Below are 23,040 nucleotides of genomic sequence, written 5' to 3'. Positions count from 1 at the left end.
AGCATGAGGCCAGAACGGCGTCAATTGAGGCGGGTAGAACGGACCATCGGACAAGACGGGTTTGCTGACGTACTCCAATGGTGGCCCCCGGTGGACACGACCACGTGGTGATGTGAATGGTGCACATCATCGAGTGGCCGTCACAACCTGCCGGTGGTGATGAGTTTGTAGTGATCAGCATGCCACCTCAGCATCTTGTTCCACGTGAAACGCTCTTCCCGATTGCAGTCGGAATCGTGGCGCGTCATCCTGCCAGTTGAGTGGCGAATAGTTGGGAGTGGAACCCGGGTGGACCCCGTGGCCGATTCTCGTACCAATGCCCTGCGCATCCGTCTGCCCCATCCGTGTCGTTCGAAAGAGATCGAGGCCAAGGGTGGCCTGTACGAATGCGCCGGCTCTTTGGTAGCTAAGGCACACACGCGGGAGTAGGGACGCCGGACTCGGGAACGCGGAAGGCCTCGTCGTTGCACGTGAAGCTAAGGCAACACTCTTGGCCTCAGTTTCCGGAGCGTTTCACGTGGAACCCTGATCTAGCTGCGAGTGTTTGCCCAGGTTAGCGTGGTTTCACGTGAAACGCAGTGAGACTGCCCCACCAGATCCCTGATGCCACTTGAACTGGGCGCTGGCTTGAGTCGGCGGGCAGATCACGACAGACCGCGCCATCTGCTCAACTGATGCGGGCGCATGTTCTCGAGGCTCCTCATCCTTCTACCGAGGGACAATGCATTCCTGGATGTGTCCGACGTGGATACACGATGCAGACGAGATTGGATCACGCTGTGGGCGTTGGTTCGCCGTGCCCCAACAGCCCGCTCTGACCGTCTTGTGGGCACCCCTGCGAGCCCCGCTGGCCGTGGGACGCCAACGCTATATGGGCCATGTCGTACTGGGTGTCGGCAGGCCCGGTTATCGGGACATTGGTTCTGTTAGGGTGCCCGACTCCATGGCCTGTGGCCAACTGTGCAGTTCGCTGCGACTAGATGTGGCCTGACCCGCCTCCTCCGCGGTCGGCGCCCCAGATGCGCCCTTTGAGGCGGGTCGACACCGAGCTACCGTCGGCGCATGGGGCGGATGCCCACGTTGCACTGGGCATCCGTTCCACGTGAAACGTAGTTGGGGGCGTAGTAGATGAATGGCGCCGTCAGCGGGCATTTCACGTGAAACAGGCAAGATTGGTCAGCGAGATCCTCATGTCCGAACGAACTCTTCGTCGTTCTGACGCACGTTCTCATCAATATCTCGAATGGTGCGCTCCGAATGGCGTCGAGACAAGTGCCGAAATCAACTGCCTCCTTATGACCTCGATCGACAACCCGACACGGAAATCCAAATTCGATGCTGAATGTCCGGACGGTTTGGCGGGGCACGACGACATCCGGGAATCTGGTTTCACGTGATACGGCAGTAGACTGGAACCCGATGCTGGGCGCGATCTAAGGAGTATGCGTGAAGAAGAACCGACGCGGTCTTGGTAGAGGACTAGAGGCACTGATTCAGAACACGAGCTCCGAAGAAGAAGCCCCCGCTCCAGAGGCGGCGCTCGAGGATTCGGAGGTTCGCCCTGACCCGGCGGACTCAGGTCCTGTCGAATCAACCGCAGATCGGCGTGCGGAGCAGGTTCCCCTCCGTGGCAGCCAATCCGAGGGCTCGAGCACGCAGTCGGAACCGGTAGTTGCCCCGGATGAAGCGGCGACTGTGGACACGGCGGGCGAGCAGGTCACTTCTGAGCCACCCTCTGCGGGCCAGGAGACCAACGGTCATCCCGACCGGACGGACCTCACGAGTAGGTATCTCGGGGTCCGCAGACCCGATGTGGCTCGCACTCCGGTTGCACGTGAAACACGGCGTCCGGTTGACGTCTTCTTCCCCGATCGGCGTATCGCTGATGCTGGCGATGTGTCTGATTCGTTTCCTGCCTCAGACGCCACCGATGCGACCGATGTGGCGACGACTGGCCGAAAGGTGAAGTCGCGCCCCACGATGCCGGCCATGAAGTCCGTTGGCATCGCGGGAGTGGCAGCCGAGGCCGCTCCCCTAGAAGGCTATGCTCAGGCGGCACAGCCGGAAAAGGTTGAATTCAAGGAAACCCAGGGAGAGACTGGGGCGGATGAAAGCGACCAGGTACGGGCTCAGGTACGGCACCATGGCGCTGTCGGCGACGCAGAGCTGAGAACGATCCCGACGGGGGACATCCACCCCAATCCACGTCAGCCTCGTGAGGTGTTCGATGAGGACGACATGGATGAGTTGGTGGCGTCCATTGCCGAGGTGGGAGTGCTCCAGCCCATTGTGGTGCGCCCCGTTGAGGGACCCTCTCCCTTTGAGCTCGTCATGGGTGAACGGCGGTGGCGCGCTTCGCAACGCGCGGGTCTGGCCGAGATCCCCGCCATTGTGCGGCATACGGCAGACACGGACCTGCTCCGGGATGCCCTCTTGGAGAACCTGCACCGAAGCCAATTGAATCCCCTCGAAGAGGCTGCCGCCTACGAGCAGCTCCTTGAGGACTTCAACTGCACCCAGGAGGAGCTGTCCTCCCGCATCGGACGGTCCCGGCCGCAGATCACGAACACCCTGCGGCTGCTGAGACTACCCCCGTTGGTGCAGCGCCGGGTGGCGTCCGGCGTCCTTTCAGCAGGCCATGCTCGTGCACTCCTCGCCCTGGTAGATCCGGCCGAAATGGAGCGTCTGGCGCAGAAGGTGGTCTCGGAAGGGCTATCAGTGAGGGCGACCGAGGAGCTCGTCTCACTTCAGGATGGCGTCCGTCAGGTGAAGCCGAAGAGCCGTGCTCCGAGGAGCGATCGGCACGAACGGTTGGACTACCTGGCGAATTCCCTGACGGATCGTCTGGACACCACGGTGAAGATCACCCTGGGAGCCCGTAAGGGCAAGATCGCCATTGACTTCGCGTCGGTGGACGATCTCAATAGGATTATGGACCTGATCGATCAGTCAGGCGCCAACAGTGCACGTGCCTAAGCGTCGGTAGACACTGACAAACGCCAACCAGTACATGCCTTAAACCAAGAAGGGTCCCCCTCCGGTTGGAGCGGGACCCTTCTTGCCACAGTAGTCAGTGGCTAATGGTCACTTGAGGTACTCGGCGAACTCAGTCTCCAGCACCTGCTTGGGCTTGGCGCCGATGGAGGTGGCGACCTTTTCGCCCCCCTGGAACACCATCACTGCGGGAATGCTGGTGATGCCGTAGTTGGAGGCTGCCTGTGGGTTGTCATCGACATTGAGCTTGGCCACGGTGATCTTGTCAGCATGTTCGGCGGCCATCTCCTCGAGGATGGGGCTCAGCATGCGGCAGGGACCGCACCATTCTGCCCAGAAGTCGACGATGACGGGCTTGTCCGAGTTCAGGACCTTGTCCTGGAAGTCCTGGTCGGTGACGTCAATGGTGCTCATGGTTCCTCCTGGTGGGTTTGGTTTGGAATGCCGGCAGGGGGCCGGTATTCAGGTCTGTGTGGTCCGGCGGCCTAGACGGCTGCCGCAACCAGTTCCTTGACGTCCGCAAGGTAATGCTCGACGTCCTGGGCGGCGATGCATCCGCTGCCGGCGGCGGTGATGGCCTGACGATAGGTCGGGTCGGTGACATCCCCGGCCGCGAAGACACCGGGAAGCGACGTGCGGGTGCTGGGGTGGTCGATCCGGACCGTGCCGTCCGCATTGAGCTCGACCTGGTCCTTGACGAGATCGGTCCGGGGATCCGATCCGATGGCCACGAACAGGCCGGTGACGTCGAGGGTGGACTCCTCGCCGGACTTCAAGTTGCGCAGATGCAGGGTCTTGAGCTTCTCCTCGCCATCGAGGCCGGTGACCTCGGTGTCCCAGATGAACTCGATCTTCTCGTGCGCCAAAGCCCGGTCAGCCATGGTCTTCGAGGCACGCAGGTCATCACGGCGGTGGATCACCGTCACCTTGGACGCGAACTTGGTGAGGAACAGTGCCTCCTCCATGGCGGAGTCGCCACCGCCCACCACGGCGATGTTCTGGTCGCGGAAGAAGAATCCGTCACACGTGGCGCACCAGCTCACGCCATGGCCGGAGAAGCGCTTCTCGCCCTCCACTCCGAGCTCTCGGTAGGCCGACCCTGTGGACAGGACCACCGCGTGGGCCTGGTATTCAGAGCCGTTGCCGAGAGTGACGACCTTTGGAGAGGCCTTCAGGTCCACCGCCACGACGTCCTCATACTGGACTTCAGCGCCGAACCGGGTGGCCTGCTGTTCGAGGTGGCCCATCAGTTCCGGACCGAGGATGCCCTCGGGGAATCCTGGGAAGTTCTCCACATCGGTGGTGTTCATCAACTCACCGCCGGCGGTCACTGACCCGGCGACCACGAGGGGATTCAGGTTCGCGCGTGCAGCGTAGATGGCGGCGGTGTAGCCCGCCGGGCCCGATCCGATGATGACGACGTCCCGGACGACGTCGGTGGACTCTGGAGCCTCGGTCACGGTGATTCCTTCAGGGGTAGGCAACTGGAACTGTTAACGGTGGAACACCCCCCGGCAGAAACCTATTCCAAGCCTGTTCCCGACCATCAGATGTCCTGGCATGACCTCGACGGCCCCTCGTCACCTGGACGGCCTGGGGACAGCCGGGCCAACGCTTCCACCATCCTAGGCGGGGTCCACAGGGGGCAGAGGCGCGTCTTCCGCCCAGCGGAGGGCGCGAGCCCGGCCCTCAGTCCCTGGTCAGTTGACCTCGACCTCGGCGATCCTCAGGCCGTAGGGCCGGTTGGAGGTGGCGTTGGAGAGCTCAGGCAGTTCGGTGAAGTTGATGATCACGTACTGTGCCTCCGCGGGGCTGCCGTCCTCGGCGGGGATCGGCACACTGACCTCGGGTCCGGTGAGGGAGCCCTCGGCGATCTGCCGGGCGTCGTCGATCTCCGGGGTATCGCTCAGCAGCACCGAGAACGATCCGCCGCTGCCGTTGTTCTGGGTGATGTCCACCTGGGAGACCGCGCTGGGCTCCTCCAGCTCGATCACCAGGGCCATGCTGGAGGCGTAACCGCCGAAGGCCGGCTGGGCGAAGGTGTAGGTCTGCCAGGCCGTGGCGGGATTGCCGTCGATGGCATTGGGCAGGGTGGAGTCCGTCTCCGCACTGAGACCGTCGTCGTCCGGCACCACGCGGGTGGCCGAGACGATGGCCGGTTCCGGCAGTTGTGAGTCCTGGGTCTGCTCCTGCGAGGACTCGGCTGGCGAGGACCCCGGAGTGCTCGATTCGCCCCCTCCGGCCTCCGGATTGCGATTGTTGTCCAGGATGTTGAAGGCGAACACCGCTCCGAGAATGAGCAGCAGGACCAGGATTCCGCCGACCAGCCAGCGGGCGCCCCGCGGCTTGTCGTCCTCGTCGTGCTCCTCGTAGTCGTCGAACTCGGGATAGTCATCGTCATCGCCGTGGTCAACGTCCGGGTGACGGCCAGGGCCGCCTGCCGACCCACCATGGGAGCCTCCCCCGGCCCCAGCCCCAGCCCCGGCAGAGCCAGAACCAGAGCCCGCACCGGCAGCCAACCCAGCGCCAGCGACGCCGGCCCCGAGCACACCGGCACCGCGGCGGTCGTCGGAGTGGGACTCACCGGCCGCACCGGCCTGATCGTTGCGGGAGGGCTCGTAGGGGGCGTCGTCCCAAAGCGTGACCTTGGGCCGCTCAGCAGCGCGCTGGTGCGGCTCCCGCCCCGGCTTGGGACTGTGCCGGCCGATGGCCGGGGAGCCGACGGCGGCCGTGGGGGTCTCACCGGTCATCTCGCCCGTCACCTCGCCCGTGTCCTCGGAGCGGCCGAGGTCGGAGGCATCTCGGGACGGTTCGTCGCGCTCTTCATCGGATGCGGACCCCACCACGGGCGATGCGGAGGTCGCAGCAACGTTCCGATCGGCAGCCGAGGACGTGACGGTGACCTCGTCCTGGGCACCGGTCCAGTCAGAGTCGCTGACGGTTTCCGGCAGGGGCGTCTCATCGGTGCGGAGCACCGCGGAACGGTACGGATCGTGCTCGTGCCGAGCGCCGTCGTCGTGCCCCTGGGGGTTCCTCGTAGCTGCAGCGCCGGCAGCACCGGCACCCACTGCGCCGGCAGCAGCCCTGCCGTCCACGGCGTCCTTGGCGGCGTCATCCGAGCCGAGCCGCTGGCTCAGGCGGTCGGAGATGCCGCGCAGGAACTTGGGGCGGCGTGTCTCTGTCTCCGGCCCGGTATAGCCGTCGTCCAGCTCCTCGTAGTACTCCTCGTCGTCCTCGTAGACCTGCGGCTCGTAGGTGCGGGCCTCGCCGAAGATCTCCGAGCCGAGGGTGTCCGTGTAGAAGGGCTCCACGTAGACCTGCTGCTCACGGGTCATGTCCAGCAGGTCCTCGGGCGCCGGGTTGCCGCCGGCGATCAGGTAGGTGCGGCCCTCGCTGAGGCCGAGGTCGAGGACCTGGATGGTGCCCTGGCGCTCACCGGTGGCGAGTTCGCGGGCGGAGGCGGCTACCTGGGAGGCATGCGCGGAGGAGGCGACCAGGATGGAGACATCACGGTTCAGGACTTGGTCGCGGCCGTCCAGCACCATGTCCTGATCGGCTGACGTCAGCACATGTCCGGTGACGAGGTATCGGCCTCCGAGGACCATTCCCTCTTCAATGGGCTGCGGCACGGTGTTCCTCCAGGTCGGTGGCCCGGGCCAACGGTTGGGTATGGCCGTCCAGTTGGACGGGGGTGCCTCTGGCGCCACTGCGGGCAGTGGCCGGCCACGGCGGACCCGGGTGCGGTCGGGTCCATGCTACGGCCGACGGCGGGTTGGCGCGCGGTGAACCGCCGGACGGCAGGCCAGGAAATTACCGGGCCAACCCGGGGATTCTCCGGGCCAGCGGCCCCAGGAACTCGGTCAGCTCGGGCAGACGCATGGCGCGGAGCATCACAAAGTACACCAACAGCATGACCAGCCCGACGACGGCGCAGCTCACCAGGGCGGTGATGATCGTGGACCAGGGGAACCCGCCGGAGTAGCCGCCGATCAGCCACAGCACCAGTCCGCCGGCCACTCCGGAGACAACGGCGGCCACGCCGGTGCGCAGGTAGGTGTCCAGGACCTCGCCGGCACCGTAGTCCCCGTAGTGGCGGCGCACCAGCACGTGGGCGGCGACGAACTGGGCCACGTGCAGGAGGGTGAACACGGAGACCATGAGGTAGGCCATGGCCCAACTGGGCATGAAGATCGAGGCCACGTAGGCGATGACCAGCGTGAAGGCCGCGGTCCCGACCTGTAACAGCATGGGGATCCGCGCATTCTCGGCCGCATAGAACAGGCGCATGAGGTAGATGTGGGCCGAGCGGAACGGCATCCCCAGCGCCAGCAGGATGAGCAGCTGCCCGATGGCCACGGCGGACGCCGCAGCGGTCTCCGAGGAACCGGCGAAGACGCGTCCCAGCGGCCCGGCGAGGACGAGCACCACGACCGTGGAGAACATCATCGGGACCGCGAAGTTCCGCAGGCCCCGGCTGATGGTGGCCAGGGCCTCCGGGACATCGTCCCGGTGCAGGGACCGAGCAAGCTGGTTGAACAGCACGGTGGCCAGGGACAGGACGAACACCGAATGTGGCAGCACGGTGATCAGCTGGGCGATGTTCAGCGCCATGAGACCGGGAATCGAAGCCTCGACGACGGCGGGGTCCAGCCCTTCGAACGGCCCGCCGGACGCGCTGGCCTCACCCAGGGAAGCACGGGCCTCGGTGGCCCCGGAGACCAGGCGGGCGACCAACAGGTTCACGACGTTGCCGGCCATCATGGTCACGAGGGTGTAGCCGGCGAGCCTGCCCGTGGACCGCAGTCCCATGCCCTTCCAGCCGAACTTCAGCTTCAGCCCCAGCCCGAGCCGGCTCAGTGGGACGAACAGCACGAGGGCCTGGACCACGATCCCCAGGGTGTGTCCGCCAGCCAACAGAACCGTCTGGCCGGTGGTCCACTCCGCCAGCTGATCCCCGCCAGCCTGGTAGGAGCCGAACATGGCGAGGTAGAGGCCGATGACACCGATCGCCACCACGTTGTTGGCCACCGGGGCCCACATGTACGCGCCGAAACGGCCGTTGGCGTTGAGGACCTGCCCCAGCACCGCGTACACGCCGTAGAAGAAGATCTGCGGGAAGGTCCAGAGCGCGAACGCCGTGCCCAGGCTCAGCATCGCCGGGGACCAGTTGCTCGTCAGCGCCACCATGATGGGGGCGGCCGCGAGCGTGATGACCAGGGTGGCCGCGGCCATGACCAGCACCGCGAGGGTGATCAGCCTCGAGGTGTAGTCGGAGCCCTTGTCCGGCTTCTTCGCCGCCTTGATGAGTTGTGGGACCAGCACCACGTTGAACATGCCGCCGGCCAGCAGCATGTAGATGATGTTCGGGATCGTGTTCGCGGACTCGAAGATGTCCGCGGCCATGGCGGTCGAACCGATGGCCACCGTGAGCAGGGCCGTGCGGACGAAGCCGAGGATGCGGGACACCAGGGTGCCTGCGGCCATGATGGCACTGGACTTCGCCGTGCTCTCAGCCTCGGAGGGGGCAGCGGCGGAGGCCGTGACGGAGGCTGAGGCGGAACCAGGGTCGGACGCGGAGACAGGAGCGGGATCAGGGGCGGGAACCGAAGCAGGAGGGCGGGCGGTGCTCCCGGGACGGCGTGGGGGCACGGTGCCGGGGCGCCGCGGACCGGGGGAATCGCCGCGGTCCGGGGTCTCCGGAGTCGTGGTGGGGGTGTTCTTCACCGCTCGGAGTCCGACAGGTCCGGGAACCTGCCCTCATACTCGGGGAGCACGTCGCGCGCGAGGTCCACAATCCGGCGTTCGTTCGGGAAGGACAGCTTGGCGTTGAGCACGTCCAGGCCGACCCAGGCCACGTCCACGGCCTCATGGTCCGGGTCGTTCTCCGTGGTCAGCTCGCCACCGGTGGCCTGCAGCAGGTAGTGGTGCACGGTCTTATGCACGCGGTGACTGGACACGGTGAACCAGTAGTCGATGGATCCCAGAGACGCCAGGATGTGCCCGGCGATCCCGGTCTCCTCCTCTACCTCACGGATGGCCGCCTCGCCGTGGGTCTCGACGCCCTCCGGATGGCCCTTGGGCAGGCACCACTCCAGCCGGCCGCCGCGGTTGTAGCGGGCGATGATGGCGACCTCGAGCCGGCCGCCGAACCGGCGCACCACCAGTCCGCCGGCGGAGATCTCCTCCACCGTGGGCAGGGAGCTCTGCGCGGACTCGCCGGGCGTGCCCGGTTGTCCCGGGCGCCGGGGCACACGCCGGCCCACCGATGCGGTGAGCGGAGTGCGCTTGGGGGCGCTCGGAACGGGGTGAGCCATGCATTCCACTGTAGCGGGCCGAACCGGAACCGCATCCGGCAACACCGGAGTCCGCACCCCGGCTGTCCTCACCTGGCCCCCGGATCTGGCACCCTTAAGCACACGATGAATCCCACCGCCCCCTCCTCTCCTTCGCCCGGCACGCCCGCCACCGCCGGCGTCCAGCCCCCCGGCACCGGCCTAGCCGACCTCGTTGACCAAACCGACCTCGTCGCCTTGCCCGTGGGGTTCCCGACCGGTGCCGGCCTGCCCCCCGTGGTGCTGGAACTGGGCCGGCTGTTCGAGGCCGCTGGACACGAGCTGTCCCTGGTGGGCGGCCCAGTCCGTGACCTGTTCCTCGGCCGGGTGTCCCCGGACCTGGACTTCACCACTGACGCTGATCCGGACACCACCCTGAGGATCGCCCGGAAATGGGCGGATGCGCACTGGGACATCGGCCGGAAGTTCGGCACCATCGGCTTCTCGAAGGGTGGGTGGCAACTCGAGGTCACCACGTACCGCGCCGAGAAGTACGACCGCGACTCCCGCAAGCCGCAGGTCGCCTTCGGGGACTCCCTCGACGAGGACCTGCTGCGCCGCGATTTCACCGTCAACGCGATGGCCATCCGGTTGCCCTCCCTGGAACTCGTGGACCTGTTCGGCGGGGTCAAGGACCTGGCGGCCGGACGGCTGCGCACGCCCGGCACCCCTGAGGACTCCTTCTCCGATGATCCCCTGCGGATGATGCGGGCCGCCCGGTTCGCCTCCCAGCTGGGCATCGGCGTGGACCCCTCCGTGGTGGAGGCCATGACCGCCATGGCAGAGCGGATCACCATCATCTCCGCCGAACGCGTCCGGGACGAGTTGGTCAAGCTGGTCAACGGTTCCCATCCGCGGCCCGGCCTCAACCTGCTCGTGGACACCGGCCTGGCCGAGCACGTGCTGCCCGAGCTGCCGGCCCTGAAGCTGGAGACGGACGAGCACCACCGCCACAAGGACGTCTACGAACACTCGCTGACGGTTCTGGAACAGGCGATGGGCCATGAGTATCCCGCCGAGCTCGAGGAGCAGTGGGCGGCGGAGCACCCGGAGGCGCCGGGTGCCGAGACAGCCGGGACAGGCGAGGATAGCGATGGCGAGGCGGAGACGGAACGGTTCGCGCCGCCGTCGGGCACCTATGCTCCCGCACCGGACTTCGTCCTGCGCTTCGCGGCGTTGATGCACGACGTCGGCAAGCCGGCGACCCGGCGCTTCGAACCGAACGGTGCGGTCACCTTCCGGCACCACGACGTGGTGGGGGCCAAGCTGGTCAAGCAGCGGATGCGCGCGCTGAAGTTCGACAACGACACGATCAAGGCGGTGGCCCGGCTGGTCGAGCTGCACATGAGGTTCTACGGCTACGGTGACGCCGGCTGGACGGATTCGGCTGTTCGTCGGTATGTCAACGACGCCGGCCCGGTGCTGCCGCGACTTCACGCCCTGACCCGCTCGGACGTCACCACGCGCAACCGCCGGAAGGCCGAGCGGCTGGCGTTCGCGTATGACGACCTGGAACGTCGCATGGTGGAGATCGCCGAGAAGGAGGAGCTCCAGGCGGTGCGTCCGGACCTGGACGGATCCCAGGTCATGCAGATTCTCGGCATCAAGCCCGGGCCCGTGGTGGGGCGCGCCTACAAACACCTGCTGGAGTACCGCCTCGACGAGGGGCCGCACGACGAGGAGACGGCCACGGCCGAGCTGTTGCGCTGGTGGGCCGAGCAGCCGGAGTCGTCCTCCTGAGCCGACTCCCCGAACGGCGTTCGGAGTTGCGATCACGACGGATGTCGAGGCGCGCCGAGGAACCCACCGGCGAGCGTGCTCGTCACTCCGGGGCACAGGTCAGAACAGCCCGGTGACGTTGCCGTCCGCGTCCACGTCCATGGAGTCGGCCGCCGGCTCCTTCGGCAGCCCGGGCATGGTCATGACGGCTCCCGTCAGGGCGACCACGAAGCCGGCACCCGGCCGCAGCAGGAGCTCACGGACCAGGACGGTGAAGTCGCTGGGCGCTCCCAGCACCGCCGGGTCGTCAGTGAACGAGTACTGGGTCTTGGCCATGCACACGGGCAGGTGGTCCCAGCCCTCCTCGGTCAGTTGGACGAGCTGTCGGGCGGCGGCGGGCGTGTACTCCACGGCGGACCCGCCGTAGATCTGGGTCACCACGGCCTCGATCCGGTCCGCGACCGTCATGTCATCGGTCCAGAGGGAATGCCAGCCGGAGCCCGCCTCCTCGGACGGTAGGACCTCGAGGAGCCGGCGGGCCACGTCCAGGGCGCCCGCCCCGCCGCGGGCCCAGACCTCGGCCACAGCGGCGGGCACGCCCCGGCGCGCGCACCAGGCGGTGAGCCAGTCCAGTTCGGCCTCGGTGTCCTGGGGGAAACGGTTGATGGCCACGACCACGGGAACCCCGTAGGCGGCCATGTTCTCGATGTGCCGGGCCAGGTTCGCGACGCCGGCCTCCAGGGCCTCGAGGTGCTGCTGTTCCGCGTCCCCGGTGTTCCGGTCCAGCTCCTGCAGGGCCATCCCGCCGTTGAGTTTGAGGGCCCGCACCGTGGCGACGATGACGCTGGCCGCCGGCGGGAAGCCCCCGGCCACGGAGGTGATGTCCATGAACTTCTGACCGCCCAGGTCCGCGCCGAAGCCGGCCTCGGTGACCACCACGTCGGACAGCCTCCGGGCGGTGTTGGTGGCGGTGATGGAGTTGGCCCCGTGCGCGATGTTGGCGAAGGGCCCGCCGTGGACGAAGGCGGCCGAACCGCCCAGGGTCTGCACGAGGTTGGGGCGGAGCGCGTCCTTGAGCAGCACCGCCATGGCCCCCTGCGCGCCGTTCGGGCCCAGGTCCCCGACCGTGACCGGCCGCTGATCCCGGGTCCGGCCGATGATCATGCGGGACAACCGGTCCTTGAGGTCCTCGAGATCGGTGGCCAGGCAGAACACCGCCATGGTCTCGGTGGCCACCGTGATCTCGAAACCGTTCTCCCGGGGGACCCCTTCGGAACGACCGCCGAGGCCGATGATCGTCTCACGGAGGGCGCGGTCATTCGTGTCCAGTGCCCGCTTGATCGAGATGGTGCGGGGATCGAGGCCGAGGGCATTGCCCCGGTGCAGGTGGTTGTCCACGAGGGCGCAGAGCAGGTTGTGCGCGGCGGTGATGGCGTGGAAGTCGCCCGTGAAGTGCAGGTTGATGTTCTCCATCGGCACCACCTGCGCGTACCCGCCGCCGGTGGCGCCGCCCTTCATGCCGAACACGGGGCCCAGGGACGGCTCACGGAGTGCGGCGATCGCGGTCCTGCCGGCCCAGTCTGCCGGGGCGTCCTCGGCCTGCGCCAGGAGGTTCAGGCCATCCGTGAGGCCGACGGTGACGGTCGATTTGCCCTCACCGGCCGGCGTCGGGCTGATGCCGGTGACCAGAACGACCCTGCCGGGCGTGGCGGGGGGCTCCGGGAGGCGGCGGGTGTCCACTTTGGCCATGTAGTGCCCGTAGGGGATGAGCGCGTCGGCGGGGATCCCGGCCCGGTGGGCGACGTCCGCCACCGGTTCGAGCGTCGCGGCCGCGGAGATCTCGGCGTCGTTCATGGGGGTGATCCTCGCATAGGCGTTGCGGAGTGTGGAACGGGCCCTGCCCTACCCCGGTCTGCCCTGGTCACGAGACTGGCGGCCGATGGATGACCTCGAACGGGCCGCGGGGGCCGATCCGAGGTATCCGTCGACCGCCAGATGCGGGTCGGTGGATGCTGGTCACCGGGGAAAGATGATGAAGTCCGGCGGCAAGGGGATGTCGTCCCGGCTCGGGGACCGTTCCTGGTCAGGCAGGAAGGGTGCCGGGCGGAAGATGGTCCCGAAGCGCTGCTTGCCGGACCGCCGGCGTTTGCCGCGGTGGTCATCGAAGTGCTCACTCACGTGCTGTCACCCCCTTTCCCGTGACTGAAGGGGGTCCGGTCAGGATCGGTGGTGTGCTGTGTGGAGAGCCGTGTGGGGAGATGGATGGACATGGCTGGGGTTCCCTTGGTCGGGGGCCTCAGCGATGGGCAAGCGGCTCAGGGGACGTCCACCAGACAGGTCTGGAAAGGAGTCCTGCTCTACGGTTCTTCCAGGACGGGAAGGGCCCGGGAAGGGGAAGCTCAGCTGGTTGCGGTCAGCGCGGAGGCGGGGTCGGACAGATGAATGGCGGCGACTCCTGGCCAGGCCAGATGGACGCCGGACGCGGTGTAGCCACCGTTCTCAGAGTCATTTCCATAGATCATCAATTTCCCCACCTCCTTCAGATGAGTCTGTCCGCCGATGAAAAGCGGAAAAGCCGACAAGGAAGCGCGCCGAATCCTGACGGATCAGGGCACCACTGGAGATTAGCACCTGACCTGTGGCGTGCGACACCCCTACCGGGGGGTAGTTTCAGCAGCCACAAAAAACTGGCGGTCGAGATCGCACCGATTCTCCGGGTTCAACGCCGAAAAACGGTGCGCTCTCGACCGCCAGTTGAGCAGTGGGTTGAGTAGAAGTGCGAGGGCTCAGCGCTCGATCTCGCCGCGGATGAAAGCCTCCACGAGTTCGTGGGCCTCGTCGTCATGGTGCTGGACCGGCGGGGACTTCATGAAGTAGGACGAGGCCGAGAGGATCGGTCCGCCGATGCCGCGGTCCAGGGCGATCTTGGCCGCACGGACGGCGTCGATGATGACGCCGGCGGAGTTCGGGGAGTCCCAGACCTCGAGCTTGTACTCGAGGGAGACGGGGGCGTCGCCGAAGTTGCGGCCCTCGAGGCGGACGAAGGCCCACTTGCGGTCGTCCAGCCAGGACACGTAGTCCGAGGGGCCGATGTGGACGTCATCCTCGCCGAGCTTCGCGGAGGTGTTGGAGGTGACGGCTTGTGTCTTCGAGATCTTCTTGGACTCCAGGCGCTCGCGCTCGAGCATGTTCTTGAAGTCCATGTTGCCGCCGACGTTCAGCTGGTAGGTGCGGTCCAGGGTGACGCCGCGATCCTCGAAGAGCTTGGCCATCACGCGGTGGGTGATGGTGGCGCCGATCTGGGACTTGATGTCATCGCCCACGATCGGCACGCCGGCGGAGGTGAACTTCTCGGCCCAGGCCGGGGTGCCCGCAATGAAGACGGGCAGCGCGTTGACGAACGCGACCTTCGCGTCGATGGCGGCCTGGGCGTAGAACTTGGCCGCCTCCTCCGAGCCGACCGGGAGGTAGCAGACGATGACGTCGGCCTGGGTGTCCTTGAGGATCTGGACCACGTCGACCGGCTCGGCGTCCGACTCCTCGATGGTCTCGCGGTAGTACTTCCCGAGACCGTCCAGGGTGGGGCCGCGCTGCACGGTCACCTGGGTGGCGGGGACGTCGGCGATCTTGATGGTGTTGTTCTCGGAGGCGGTCAGGGCCTCGGAGAGCTCCACGCCGACCTTCTTGGCGTCCACGTCGAAGGCAGCCACGAACTCGAGGTCATCCACGTGATAGTCGCCGAACTTCACGTGCATGAGTCCGGGGACCTTCTCGTCCACGGAGGCGTTGCGGTAGTACTCCACCCCCTGGATCAGCGAGGTGGCGCAGTTTCCCACGCCCGCAATGGCCACACGAATCGGGTTCTTAGACACCGGTACTCCTTGTTGTCCTGATGGTCCTGGGGCCGCACGCTGGGCGCGGCGGACCGGCTCCCGCATGACGGGACTCAACGCTGGTGGGTGCCGCCGACCCGAGTGGGCGCGGCACAACCCCATCCACTTTACGCTGGATGACGTCCGTGGACGGCATCGTGTCCAACCGTGCGGGGATCCTTGCTATTCCCGTCCTCGGCTCCCGGCCGTTCCCAGTTGCCTGTCGGGACCGGGCCGGCCCTCCGTAGGATGGAGCCCATGAGCCTGCGCACCCCGGCCCCCGGCCCGCGGAAGGCCGGGGCCGCCCCGTCCACCATCCCCGGAGGTCACGACGCCGGCCGCCCGCTCCCGGCCTCCGTCCCGTCCCGCGCGGACGGCCTGGTGCGCCGGATGCGAGAGCTGCTCGGTGGACCGGTCGGCCGGCACACCGTCCCCGGGCGGATGACGGGCACGTTCTTCACCCCGATGCGGGTCCTGATCCTGCTGACCACCCTCTCGGCGATTGTCGCCGTCCTGTTGAAGTCCCCTTGCCGGCTGAGCGGCTGGGGTCAGCCCACCGTGTACTACGCCGGCTGCTACTCGGACTGGTCAGCCCTCTACGGCGGCCGCGGCTTCGCGGAGGACCCGTTCGCCCCCTTTGCCGCGGGCGCGAGCTTTGAGTACCCGGTGCTGATGTCCGTGGTGGCCTCGATCGCGGCGGTGATCTCCCAGACACTGCCGTTCTCGGAACTCAACCCCTCGCTGGCCTACTGGGACGTGAACTTCGTGTTCACCGCGGTGTTGTGGATCATCACCGTGGTGGTCACGGCCAAGTCCGCCGGACGGCGGCCCTGGGACGCACTCATGGTGGCCGTGGCCCCGGGCATCATCCTGGCCGGCTCCGTGAACTGGGACCTGTGGGCGGTCGCGCTGCTGGCGGTGGGGATGTGGCTGTTCGGCGGCCGCAGGCCCCTGCTGGCCGGGATCTTCTTCGGCCTCGGTGCCGCCATGAAGCTCTACCCGCTGCTGATCCTCGGTGCCTTGCTCATCCTGGCGGTCCGCTCCCTGAAGTGGGCGCCGTTCCTCTGGGCCGCACTGGGTACTGTGGCGGCCTGGCTGGCGGTCAACCTGCCCATGATGATCGGCAACGTCCAGGCGTGGAGTGTGTTCTTCACCTTCTCCGGGGAGCGTGGCCCGGGACTGAGCTCGATCTGGCATGCGTGGGACGTCACCATGGGCAAGATCGGCGGGCCGACCATCAACGCCGAGCAACTGTCCCTGCTGGCCTACGGTGCCTTCTTCGCCTGTTGCTGTGCCATCTTCGCCCTGGGCGTCCTGTGCCGTTACCGGCCACGGGTGGCCCACCTGGCCTTTCTGATCGTGGCCGCGTTCGTGCTGTGCAACAAGGTGTACTCACCCCAGTTCGTCATCTGGCTCATCCCCCTGGCGGCGCTCGCCGCCCCGCGCTGGCGCGACTTCCTGATCTGGCAGTTCCTGGAGGTCCTGCATTTCTGGGCCATCTGGATGTACCTGGCGAAGGGGGCCTCCGGCTCAGAGGTCCAGCACTCCCTGGACGACACGTTCTACGTGCTGGCCATCCTCGGCCACATGGCCGCCACCGCCTACCTGATGTTCCGGGTGGTGGAGCAGATGCTGAATCCCTGGGAGGACCCGGTACGGGCCTCCCTCCCCGGCGGGCGGATCTGGCGGACTGGAAACGCCGGACAGGGGCGGGTGGCGGCCGCCGCCCGGCTGGAATCGCTCGGCTTCGACCCCTCCGAAGCTCGCAGGCTCCCCGTGGACGACCCGTTGGGAGGGCTCTACGACGATGCCCCCGACCGGGCACCCTGGCTGCTCAAGGCCCACGCCCCAGTACGGTAGGGCCATGACCGCACCGGACACCGACTCACCCCGCCTGACCCCTGACCTGCCCGAGTACCTGCAGGACCTGGCCGACTTCGTGATGGCCAGTCCCTCGAGCTACCACGCCGCCGCCGAGGTGGCCCGCCGGCTCGAGGCCGCCGGTTACGCCCGCGTGGACGAGCGCCTGGATTTCCCGGCGGAGCCCGGCGGGTACGTGCTGGTCCGGGACGGTGCCGTGATGGCCTGGAGGATTCCCGATGCCGGCCAGGTCACCTCCACCCCGGTGTTCCGGATCCTCGGGGCGCACACCGATTCGCCGTCCTTCAAGCTCAAGCCGAAGCCGTCCACGTCTCGCGAGGGCTGGCTGCAGGCCGGAGTCGAGGTCTACGGCGGACCTCTGCTGAACTCCTGGCTGGACCGCGAACTGTGCTTCGCCGGCCGCATGGTGACCGTGGACGGAGGGGAACACCTGGTCCGCACTGGGCCGATCGCCCGGTTCCCGCAACTGGCCATCCACCTGGACCGCGAGGTCAACAGCGGCTTGAAGCTCGACCGTCAGCAGCACCTGAATCCCGTCTGGGGCGCCGCGGCAGTGGGAGACGCCGGCGGCCGGAACTCGGACCTGCCGACCGACATCCTTGCCGTCCTGGCACGCACCGCGGGACTGGAGGCGGACGAGGTGGCCGGCTTCGACGTCGTGATGGCCGATACCCAGGCGCCCGGAGTGTTCGGCGCCTCGGGCGAGCTCTTCGCCTCCGGACGACTGGACAATCTGTCCTCCGTCCACGCCGGGCTGGTGGCGATGGAATCTCTGTCTACCCCACATTCACTTCCAGTCGACTTGGGGTGGGTCCCGGACGGAAACACCCACGCCAAGTCGACTGAAAACGTGGGGGGTGTGGTGGCGGACGGCGTGACCGGTGAATCCGCCGGGGCACCCGTGATACCTGTGCTGGCCGCCTTCGACCACGAAGAGCTCGGCTCCGCTTCCCGCTCCGGTGCCGCCGGGCCCGTGTTGGAGGACGTGCTGCGCCGGGTGCTGGACGCCCTGGGCGTCTCCGGCCAGGGGGCCGCACGGTCGTTCGCGGGCTCCTGGCTGCTCTCAGCGGATGCCGGGCACCTGGTCCACCCGAACTATGCCGAACGGCATGACCCGGTGAACCACCCCCGGCCCAACGGCGGCCCGCTGCTGAAGATCAACGCCAACCAGCGCTATTCCACCGATGCAGCCGGGGCTGCCGCCTTTGCCCGCTGGTGCGGGGTGGCTGGGGTGCCGTTCCAGGAGTTCGTGTCCAACAACGGCGTGCCATGCGGTTCCACGATCGGCCCGATCTCCGCGACCCGACTGGGTATCCGGACCGTGGACGTGGGCATCGGGCTGTTGTCCATGCACTCGGCCCGCGAGATGTGCGGCGCCGAGGATCCGGCGCGGCTGGCCGGGGCCGTCACCGCCTTCTACGAGGGCGTCTGATCCACACCACTGCACCGCGGGCTGGGGTGCGGTGCGTTGTCCACAGTGCTGCGGCCGGGCCTGGTGCCGGCGGGCCGAAGCGGGTGAGACTGGGATCGATCCGCTTCGATTCTGGTTCGCGGACAGCGCGGGCACAGGGTAGGATAGCCAAGGTTTTCTGCGTGCCGTCCCATGACGGACTCCGCGCAGAACCATCGCACAGAACCTCCTGTTACGGAAGTCCCGTGACCGTCAGCCCAAAGGAGGTGGGTTCGCATGCGTGCATATGAACTGATGGTGCTGGTTGATCCCGAAGTGGATGAGCGCACCGTTGAACCGACCCTGCAGAAGTACCTGGAGGTCGTCACCAAGGACGGCGGCTCCGTGGACAAGTTCGATCTCTGGGGCCGGCGCCGCCTGTCCTACGAGATCCAGAAGAAGGCTGAGGCCATCTACGCGGTCATCAACTTCACCAGCTCCCCGGAGACCTCCAAGGAACTGGACCGACTGCTGGGTCTGAACGAGACCATCCTCCGCACCAAGATCACTCGCCCGGAAGAGCAGAAGATCTCCGCGGAGACCGCAGAGTAATTTCCGTGTTGGCATCCCCCGGGAAGCCGCACACCCACGCCGATATCACCGCCGAACGGCACGGACGTAAGGCACTACAGGAGGCATCATGGCCGGAGAAACCGTCATCACCGTTGTTGGAAACCTGACGTCCGATCCGGAACTGCGGTTCACCCCCTCGGGTGCTGCCGTGGCGAACTTCACCATCGCCTCCACCCCTCGAACGTTCGATCGCCAGTCCAACGAGTGGAAGGACGGGGAGACCCTGTTCCTCCGCGCGTCGATCTGGCGTGAGGCGGCGGAGAACGTGGCCGAATCGCTGACCAAGGGCACCCGCGTGGTCGCCCAGGGCCGGCTGAAGGCCCGGAGCTACGAGACCCGTGAGGGCGAGAAGCGTACGTCGTACGAGCTGGACGTCGATGAGATCGGTCCCTCGTTGCGCTACGCCACCGCCAAGGTCACCAAGTCCAATCGCTCCGGCGGTGGCGGCTTCGGCGGCAACTCCGGCGGCAACTCCGGTGGTGGCTTCGGCGGCGGCCAGGGTGGCGGCGGCTTCAACCAGGGTGGCAACACCGGTAGCCAGGGCGGCGGCAACGCCGGCTGGGGCGCCGGAGGCGGCCAGCAGAGCGATCCGTGGGGTGGTTCCTCCACCTCCGCCGGATCCTGGGAGACCCCGGGCAACGACGAACCTCCGTTCTGATCCCGGGTTCCCCGCCCCACACCGCATCATCCAGGGACTGGTGTCCACCAGGCCCGCCACCGGCCTCCGGTGCCCTCGGGCACTGACTGACCGGACGTCGTCGGGAACCGTTTCCCGCACGGCACAGCAGGTGGCTCGCCACCTGCGATCCCATCCCGCAGAACCGTTCTGCGGGCTCCCGAATATCGAAGGAGCACCACGATGGCGAAGGCTGAAATCCGTAAGCCCAAACCAAAGTCCAACCCCCTGAAGGCCGCTGACATCACCGTCATCGACTACAAGGACGTTGCACTGCTGCGCAAGTTCATCTCCGACCGCGGCAAGATCCGCGCGCGTCGCGTGACCGGCGTGACCGTGCAGGAGCAGCGCAAGATCGCCCAGGCCATCAAGAACGCCCGTGAGGTTGCCCTGCTTCCTTACTCCGGCGCTGGCCGCGGCTGATCGACCGAGTCGAGGAAGGAACAGATACCAGATGGCAAAGCTCATTCTGACCCAGGAAGTGACTGGCCTGGGCTCCGCCGGTGACGTCGTCGACGTCAAGAACGGCTACGCCCGCAACTACCTGCTGCCGCGCGGTTTCGCGACCCTGTGGACCAAGGGCGGGGAGAAGCAGGTCGAGTCGATCAAGACTGCCCGCCAGATCCGCGCCGTGAAGTCCCTCGAGGAGGCCCAGGCCCTGGCTGCACAGCTCCAGGCGTCCGCGGTCAAGCTCGAGGTCACCGCCGGTGAGGGCGGCCGCCTGTTCGGCGCCGTCAAGGCCGCCGACGTGGCTGACGCCGTCGAGGCCGCAGGCCGCGGCAGCATCGACAAGCGCGTCGTGACCCTGCCGTCCGCCATCAAGGCGACCGGCCGGTTCCAGGCTCACGCACGTCTGCACGAGGATGTCCTGGCCGTGATCGACCTGGACGTCGTCGGAGCCAAGACAAAGAAGAAGTGACTGTAGAAGTAACTTCAGGAGTGACTGTAGGACCGACTTTCTAGTCGACCTTGGTCCTTGTGGACTGCGGCCGGTCGGGTCCCCTCGGGGAACCGACCGGCCGCGGCATTTAACCGGGTTCGTTTCCGCGCCCGTGCTCCCCGCTCTGCGTCAGCCCTCGTTACGGGGCTGATCGACCACCTCTGTCATGTGTCGGTAACCCGTCTGCATGAGTTCCTCCAGGACCTGCACGTCCACGTCCGCCAGTGTGTTGATGTAGAGGCACCCCTTGCCGACCTTGTGCTTGCCGAGCCTGGACAGCAACTCGGGGGCCTCCGGCTGCACCAGGAGGCCGTACAGGGACTGGTTGGCCTTCCGCGGGGCGAAGCCGACGGCGAGGGCATCACCTCGGTGCCCAGACTCATACTCGTAGTGGTAGCTGCCGTAACCGACCATGGTTGGGCCCCACATGACGGGCACCTCTGCGGTGACGCGTCGGAACATCTCGTCCAAGACCTGGGCATCGGCACGGCGGACGGGGTGCTCCACGTGCGCGATGAACTCCTCGACAGGAGTCTGAGTGGGTTTCGTCTTGTTCTCATAGCCGACCATGCGTCTATCATCCCAGTCCCTACAGCGGGAGGGAATGTGAAAGCACCGGGAGACCAATAGAGGCTGAGTAGGTGCCGGTCGTGACGGATGTGACAACGTGGGTGCCTACAGGTTCCCCGGGTGGCCGGAACGAGCGGTATCGGAGCATACAACCACGGATACAAACCATGTGGACAAGCTGTGGATAACTCTGAAGAGCACGGCCTCCAGGTTGCACCAATGCCGCCTGTGGTGCTAGATCGCCACCCGTAATCCCCAAGCAGATTCTTTTCTATCCACAGCCGTCAGTACATAAACCTCCTTGTCAGATCGTGAATGCTGCGGAATACACAGGCTAATCCCCGGAGTTGTCCCCACGCTGTGCACACAACACGCCGCTGAATCCACACGTTATCCACAGACTATGTGGATTACCTGGTTGAGGGAGGGGCGACCGGCGAGTAGTGTCTCCTGGTATCCCCTTCAGGCGGAGCCGGGTATTGGCTGGGGTTCACGGCGCACATCCGGCACTACATCGTCTGCGGAATCCGCCGCTTCGGGGTAACCGGTGCGGCGGATTCCTCTGGGGAAATTCGCACCGCGAGGAGTTTGCCGGGCCGTCCGGTATGGGAAAGGGAATCGAGTACTTGGCATCAGAGGATTTTGATTCCACCGACGGCGCCGGCGGCTCGCGGGCCCATCTTCTTCCACCGCAGGATCTGGTGGCCGAGCAATCCGTGCTCGGGGGCATGATGCTGTCCAAGGACGCCATCGCGGACGTCGTGGAGCTGTTGCGGGGCAACGACTTCTACAAGCCGGCCCACGAGATGATCTATGAGGCGGTCATCGACCTCTACGGCCGCGGTGAGCCCGCTGACGCCGTCACGGTGGCGGACCTGCTCAACAAGCGGCAGGAACTCTCCCGCATCGGGGGCCCGGCCGTCCTCCACGAACTCATCCAATCGGTCCCCACTGCCGCCAATGCGGGCTTCTACGCCGAGATCGTCCGCGAAAAGGGTGTGCTCCGCCGCCTGGTCCAGGCCGGCACCAAGATCGTCCAGATGGGCTACGGCCAGGACGGCGAGGTCGAGGAGATCGTCAACGAGGCCCAGGCGGAGATCTACAAGGTCGCCGAGACCCGCCAGTCCGAGGACTACGTGGCGCTGTCCGGGATCCTCGAGCACACGGTGGACGAGATCGAGGCTGCGGGGTCCCAAGGCGAGGGTATGACCGGTGTCCCCACCGGCTTCTATGAGTTCGACGAACTGACCCAGGGCCTGCACGGCGGCCAGATGATCGTCATCGCCGCCCGCCCCGCCGTCGGCAAGTCCACGCTCGCCCTGGATTTCGCGCGTGCCGCCGCCATCAAGAACAACATGACGTCCGTGTTCTTCTCCCTCGAGATGGGCAAGAACGAGATCGCGATGCGACTGCTCTCGGCCGAGGCCACCATCGCATTGCAGGACTTGCGCAAGGGCACCATCCGGGACGAGCAGTGGTCCAAGATCGCCGCCACCGTCGGTCGGCTCAATGACTCCCCCTTCTTCATCGACGACTCCCCGAACATGTCCATGATGGAGATCCGTGCCAAGTGCCGACGCCTGAAGCAGAAGCACGACCTCAAGCTCGTGATCCTCGACTACCTGCAGCTGATGAGCTCCGGCAAGAAGGTCGAGTCACGCCAGCAGGAGGTCGCCGAGTTCTCCCGTGCCCTGAAGCTGCTGGCGAAGGAGCTCGACGTCCCGGTGATAGCACTGTCCCAGCTGAACCGTGGTTCCGAGCAGCGCACGGACAAGAAGCCGCAGGTGTCCGACCTGCGTGAATCGGGCTCGATCGAGCAGGACGCGGACATGGTCATCCTGCTGCACCGCGAGGACATCTATGACAAGGAGTCCCCCCGCGCGGGCGAGGCGGACCTGATCGTGGCCAAGCACCGTAACGGCCCCACCAAGACCATCGTGCTCGGCTTCCAGGGCCACTACTCACGGTTCTCCAACATGGCTCCCGACGCCGGCGGGTTCTGACGGTGCCCACGGCACCTCTGTGCTCCCCGC

18 protein-coding genes are annotated in these 23,040 nt (G+C 66.6%); 9 read left to right on the top strand and 9 right to left on the bottom strand.

Translation table 11 applies throughout. The features are described 5' to 3' along the window. Positions 1–1,896: 1,896 nt before the first annotated feature. Positions 1,897–2,976: a ParB/RepB/Spo0J family partition protein gene (locus AB0333_RS05070; RefSeq protein WP_366217645.1), complete on the top strand. Its 1,080-nt coding sequence runs from the start codon at positions 1,897–1,899 to the stop codon at positions 2,974–2,976. A gap of 108 nt (positions 2,977–3,084) precedes the next feature. On the opposite strand, the gene trxA is transcribed toward AB0333_RS05070, so the two are convergent. The 5 genes from trxA to AB0333_RS05045 all read right to left on the bottom strand — a co-directional run bounded on the left by trxA (position 3,085) and on the right by AB0333_RS05045 (position 9,308). Continuing rightward, positions 3,085–3,408 (bottom strand): thioredoxin, encoded by a 324-nt coding sequence (trxA, locus tag AB0333_RS05065; protein ID WP_115932468.1) that lies wholly within the window; start codon positions 3,406–3,408, stop codon positions 3,085–3,087. A 71-nt stretch (positions 3,409–3,479) separates the two neighbouring features. Continuing rightward, the gene (gene trxB, locus AB0333_RS05060) at positions 3,480–4,454 is read right to left on the bottom strand and encodes a thioredoxin-disulfide reductase (RefSeq protein ID WP_366217644.1); all 975 of its coding nucleotides are present in this window, start codon (positions 4,452–4,454) and stop codon (positions 3,480–3,482) included. Between the two features lie 240 nt (positions 4,455–4,694). Further along, positions 4,695–6,623, bottom strand: coding sequence for a hypothetical protein (locus AB0333_RS05055; protein ID WP_366217643.1), 1,929 nt, complete (start codon positions 6,621–6,623; stop codon positions 4,695–4,697). Between the two features lie 181 nt (positions 6,624–6,804). Then, positions 6,805–8,718, bottom strand: coding sequence for a lipid II flippase MurJ (locus AB0333_RS05050; RefSeq protein WP_366217642.1), 1,914 nt, complete (start codon positions 8,716–8,718; stop codon positions 6,805–6,807). Further along, positions 8,715–9,308, bottom strand: a complete 594-nt coding sequence (locus AB0333_RS05045) for an NUDIX hydrolase (RefSeq protein ID WP_115932465.1) — start codon at positions 9,306–9,308, stop codon at positions 8,715–8,717. The genes AB0333_RS05050 and AB0333_RS05045 overlap by 4 nt, the downstream gene beginning before the upstream one ends. Before the next feature lie 105 nt (positions 9,309–9,413). On the opposite strand from AB0333_RS05045, the gene AB0333_RS05040 reads away from it, so the two are divergent. Further along, on the top strand, positions 9,414–11,066 hold the full coding sequence (locus AB0333_RS05040; protein ID WP_115932464.1) for an HD domain-containing protein: 1,653 nt from the start codon (positions 9,414–9,416) through the stop codon (positions 11,064–11,066). A 99-nt stretch (positions 11,067–11,165) separates the two neighbouring features. On the opposite strand, the gene AB0333_RS05035 is transcribed toward AB0333_RS05040, so the two are convergent. From AB0333_RS05035 to AB0333_RS05025, 3 genes are all read right to left on the bottom strand, one after another. Beyond that, on the bottom strand, positions 11,166–12,899 hold the full coding sequence (locus AB0333_RS05035; protein ID WP_366217641.1) for a formate--tetrahydrofolate ligase: 1,734 nt from the start codon (positions 12,897–12,899) through the stop codon (positions 11,166–11,168). Positions 12,900–13,061: 162 nt separating this feature from the next. Then, positions 13,062–13,223, bottom strand: a complete 162-nt coding sequence (locus AB0333_RS05030) for a hypothetical protein (protein ID WP_170144596.1) — start codon at positions 13,221–13,223, stop codon at positions 13,062–13,064. Between the two features lie 608 nt (positions 13,224–13,831). Beyond that, a complete protein-coding gene (locus tag AB0333_RS05025; RefSeq protein WP_115932461.1) occupies positions 13,832–14,917 on the bottom strand; it encodes an inositol-3-phosphate synthase in 1,086 nt (361 codons plus the stop codon). A 258-nt stretch (positions 14,918–15,175) separates the two neighbouring features. Between AB0333_RS05025 and AB0333_RS05020 the strand changes: the two genes are divergently transcribed. The 6 genes from AB0333_RS05020 (at position 15,176) to rplI (ending at position 20,416) form a co-directional block, all read left to right on the top strand. Beyond that, positions 15,176–16,777 (top strand): glycosyltransferase 87 family protein, encoded by a 1,602-nt coding sequence (locus AB0333_RS05020; protein WP_366217640.1) that lies wholly within the window; start codon positions 15,176–15,178, stop codon positions 16,775–16,777. Between the two features lie 4 nt (positions 16,778–16,781). Then, the gene (locus tag AB0333_RS05015; protein ID WP_366217639.1) at positions 16,782–18,230 is read left to right on the top strand and encodes a M18 family aminopeptidase; all 1,449 of its coding nucleotides are present in this window, start codon (positions 16,782–16,784) and stop codon (positions 18,228–18,230) included. A gap of 255 nt (positions 18,231–18,485) precedes the next feature. Beyond that, positions 18,486–18,800, top strand: a complete 315-nt coding sequence (rpsF, locus tag AB0333_RS05010; protein ID WP_115932459.1) for a 30S ribosomal protein S6 — start codon at positions 18,486–18,488, stop codon at positions 18,798–18,800. Positions 18,801–18,888: 88 nt separating this feature from the next. After that, positions 18,889–19,479 carry a single-stranded DNA-binding protein gene (locus tag AB0333_RS05005; protein ID WP_366217638.1) on the top strand — a complete coding sequence of 197 codons (591 nt, stop codon included), beginning with the start codon at positions 18,889–18,891 and terminating at the stop codon, positions 19,477–19,479. A gap of 201 nt (positions 19,480–19,680) precedes the next feature. Beyond that, on the top strand, positions 19,681–19,920 hold the full coding sequence (gene rpsR / locus AB0333_RS05000) for a 30S ribosomal protein S18 (protein ID WP_010144869.1): 240 nt from the start codon (positions 19,681–19,683) through the stop codon (positions 19,918–19,920). Between the two features lie 31 nt (positions 19,921–19,951). Then, positions 19,952–20,416: a 50S ribosomal protein L9 gene (rplI, locus tag AB0333_RS04995; protein ID WP_115932457.1), complete on the top strand. Its 465-nt coding sequence runs from the start codon at positions 19,952–19,954 to the stop codon at positions 20,414–20,416. A 150-nt stretch (positions 20,417–20,566) separates the two neighbouring features. Here the strand turns inward: rplI and AB0333_RS04990 are convergent, their stop codons facing one another. Continuing rightward, positions 20,567–21,007, bottom strand: coding sequence for a DUF1801 domain-containing protein (locus AB0333_RS04990; RefSeq protein ID WP_366217637.1), 441 nt, complete (start codon positions 21,005–21,007; stop codon positions 20,567–20,569). Positions 21,008–21,633: 626 nt separating this feature from the next. Between AB0333_RS04990 and dnaB the strand changes: the two genes are divergently transcribed. Beyond that, a complete protein-coding gene (gene dnaB / locus AB0333_RS04985) occupies positions 21,634–23,010 on the top strand; it encodes a replicative DNA helicase (RefSeq protein WP_115933445.1) in 1,377 nt (458 codons plus the stop codon). Positions 23,011–23,040: the final 30 nt, after the last annotated feature.

Origin of the sequence: Citricoccus sp. NPDC079358 (assembly GCF_040702545.1) — a bacterium.
GTDB lineage: Bacteria > Actinomycetota > Actinomycetes > Actinomycetales > Micrococcaceae > Citricoccus.
Note: the sequence above shows the minus strand (reverse complement) of the source record. Positions and strands in the feature narration are given on the sequence as shown.